Origin of the sequence: 'Chrysanthemum coronarium' phytoplasma (assembly GCF_000744065.1) — a bacterium.
Lineage (GTDB): Bacteria > Bacillota_I > Bacilli_A > Acholeplasmatales > Acholeplasmataceae > Phytoplasma > Phytoplasma asteris.
Map to the genome: position 1 here is coordinate 1 of NZ_BBIY01000072.1, position 2508 is coordinate 2508.

General features: G+C 27.8%; 4 protein-coding genes. 1 reads left to right on the forward strand and 3 read right to left on the reverse strand.

Annotated elements, in window-relative coordinates; translation table 11 throughout:
- Positions 1–31 precede the first annotated feature (31 nt).
- From OYV_RS03410 to rpmB, 3 genes are all read right to left on the reverse strand, one after another.
- Entirely contained in the window at positions 32–661 is a 630-nt protein-coding gene (locus OYV_RS03410; protein WP_042068292.1) for a thymidine kinase, read from the reverse strand.
- 118 nt (positions 662–779) lie between these two features.
- Positions 780–1061 carry a 50S ribosomal protein L31 gene (rpmE, locus tag OYV_RS03415; protein ID WP_042068293.1) on the reverse strand — a complete coding sequence of 94 codons (282 nt, stop codon included), beginning with the start codon at positions 1059–1061 and terminating at the stop codon, positions 780–782.
- A gap of 228 nt (positions 1062–1289) precedes the next feature.
- Entirely contained in the window at positions 1290–1478 is a 189-nt protein-coding gene (gene rpmB, locus OYV_RS03420; protein WP_011160481.1) for a 50S ribosomal protein L28, read from the reverse strand.
- A gap of 424 nt (positions 1479–1902) precedes the next feature.
- Between rpmB and OYV_RS03425 the strand changes: the two genes are divergently transcribed.
- Positions 1903–2202, forward strand: a complete 300-nt coding sequence (locus OYV_RS03425) for a hypothetical protein (protein ID WP_042068294.1) — start codon at positions 1903–1905, stop codon at positions 2200–2202.
- The last annotated feature ends 306 nt before the right edge of the window (positions 2203–2508 follow it).

The following is a 2508-nucleotide window of genomic DNA, read 5'->3' on the forward strand; positions in this document are numbered from 1 at the left end:
CGAATTATTGAGATGAATTATTTTAGTGGAGTTATTTAGATTGGTTGGTGAAGTTTTGCCAGTTAATTTTTGTTTTGTCAATATCTGCTAAACAATGGTGTTTGCGACAACGAGGTTCGTGGTATTCTTTTCCGCCTACCAAAACAACAGGTTCATTGCTTTGAGCAGGTTTGCCGTCAATTAATCTTTGAGTGCGGTTGGCTTTTTTGCCACTGATAGCACAAATTGAAGTTAATTTAGTAACGGTGTCTGCAATTGCTAATAAATAAGGCATTGGTCCGAATGGTTTTCCGCAAAAATCAAGTTCTAAACCTGATATAATAACTTCAATATTGCAGTTAGCTAAATAATCTACAATAGCGACAATGTCGTTATCTAAAAATTGGGCTTCATCTATTATGACAACATTAATTTCGGGAGTAATAAACGGGAGAATGTCTTTGCTTTTGTCAATTAAAATAGCAGGAATAGTGTTTTGATTGTGAGAAACTATTTCTTCTTTAACAGAATAACGGTCATCTATTCGCGGTTTAAAGGATAAAATTTTTTTGTTGAGTTGTAATGATTGATTACTGCGTTGAATTAATGCTTCTGTTTTGCCTGCAAACATTGGTCCACAAACAACTTCAATAAACCCTTGCCCTTGTTCTTTTTGGGTCATTCTTTTAAACTCCTTTATAAATAAGATAATTTGAATTAATTTTTTTGGTTTTTGTGGTGTGATAGTTGGTCCAAAAGAACTTGGAGGGTGATTTGCTATTTTATTTTTTAAGTATTTATTATTTATTTTTAATCAATTCTTCGGTGTTTTCTTTTTGGTTATCAGCATTTGAAGAAACTGTTTTAACTTTTTGGTCTTGGGTAATACCATAACGTTTGTTAAATTTGTCAACTGGCCCTGCTTTAACTACAAAAGTTTGGGCGCCAGTGTAAAAAGGGTGGCAATTAGAACAAGTTTCTATTTTGATGCTAGTAACTGTGGTGCCAATTGGGTGTTGTTTGCCACAAGTTGCACAAGAAACTTCCACTGTTTCAAATTGAGGGTGAATATTTGCTTTCATGTGTTTAGGACTCCTTATTATTTTTTTGATTTTATTTATTTTTATTTTGTTATGCGATGTGTTTGTGTTTTATTATTTATTATTTTTTAATTTTTGATTTTTATTATTTGAACTTTTTGATGGGATTTTTGAACTTTTGATTTCTTATTTCTTTCTTTCTTTATCTTTATGAAAAAATCATAAAATATAAATATAAAAAATAAGAAAGAAAAGGAAGGCAAAGAGTTTTTAGGCTCTTTGTAATTTGAGCTTTTTGAGTGCCCTAGCAGAGATTTTTACTTTTTGAACCTTGCCGTTTTCGTCAACAATTTTTACGTTTTGTAAGTTGGCTTTCCAAATTCTTTTAGTTGCGTTCATAGCGTGGCTACGACGATTACCAAAAAGGGTGGTTTTTCCAGTGATATAACATTTACTCATTGTTTTTCTCCTTTGTTAATTACAATATATAAGTTATTATATCACAATAAGGGTTTATTTGGGTGATGTTTTTTTGTTTTTTTGTTAAAAATAAATTTATTATATTTGTATATTTATTTGATAATTTAGTAAAATAGTCAAAGCTTTTATTTGGTTTGTACATAAATACTTTGTTTTTTCTTGGATTTTTGCTATATTTTTTGTTACAATTAAAATATAATATATATTTAGATTAAACGCTCCAATAATTTGCCCCTAGTAAAGAATGAATATTTTATTTTTTTAGTATATTTTGTTTTTGCTTAGGGTTTATTATATTTGTTGTTATTTATTTTATTTATTATTTTCATTCCTAATTATTTTTCCCTATTTCATTTGCATTATTAACATTTGTATTATTCATATTTTTATTAAGGAGATATTTATGTTTGCGAAAAAAAATTTATTGATTGTCTTTGTGTGTTCCTTAATTGCAATGTTATTTTCGTTGTTAGTTTTTGTAATTGTTGTAAGTAAGTTAGGATATTTGAGTTTTAAAGATGTTAAAGAACCTAATTTATCCAAAGACATAAAATCACCTAAAACACAAGAGCAAAGAGATAATAAGACAAATCAATTAGCTCAAAGAGTTGCTGAACAAGCAAAGGAACAATTTCAATTGACTACTTTAACAGAAAGCCAAATTAAAGAAATTAAGGATGGCAAAATAGTTTTATCCAAATAACAATTAGAAGCAATAAAAGGAGAGTTAAAGCCTTTGGTGGATCTAAATTTTTTAACTGAAGAAAATAAATCTAATATTTTAACAATTGATGCAAAAGAACGTTTTAATCGTATTAATAAAGATATTCATTTATTTTGTAGTTAGTTAGAAAATAAAAAAATTGTTAAAGAACATTCAGTTAAGGACAAAGAAAATTTTATTGTAGAACTTATTATTATGTATTTGCAATTAATTTATCCTGCGCAAATAAAAATCAATAAAGAAGCGATGAATTGTGGAGGTAAAGTTGATATTAAAGTTGATTTT

Coding starts and splice junctions, on each gene's coding strand:
- rpmE (WP_042068293.1), bottom strand. CDS start 1,061: ATGAAAGCAAATATTCACCCTCAATTTGAAACAGTGGAAGTTTCTTGT.
- rpmB (WP_011160481.1), bottom strand. CDS start 1,478: ATGAGTAAATGTTATATCACTGGAAAAACCACCCTTTTTGGTAATCGT.
- OYV_RS03410 (WP_042068292.1), bottom strand. CDS start 661: ATGACCCAAAAAGAACAAGGGCAAGGGTTTATTGAAGTTGTTTGTGGA.
- OYV_RS03425 (WP_042068294.1), top strand. CDS start 1,903: ATGTTTGCGAAAAAAAATTTATTGATTGTCTTTGTGTGTTCCTTAATT.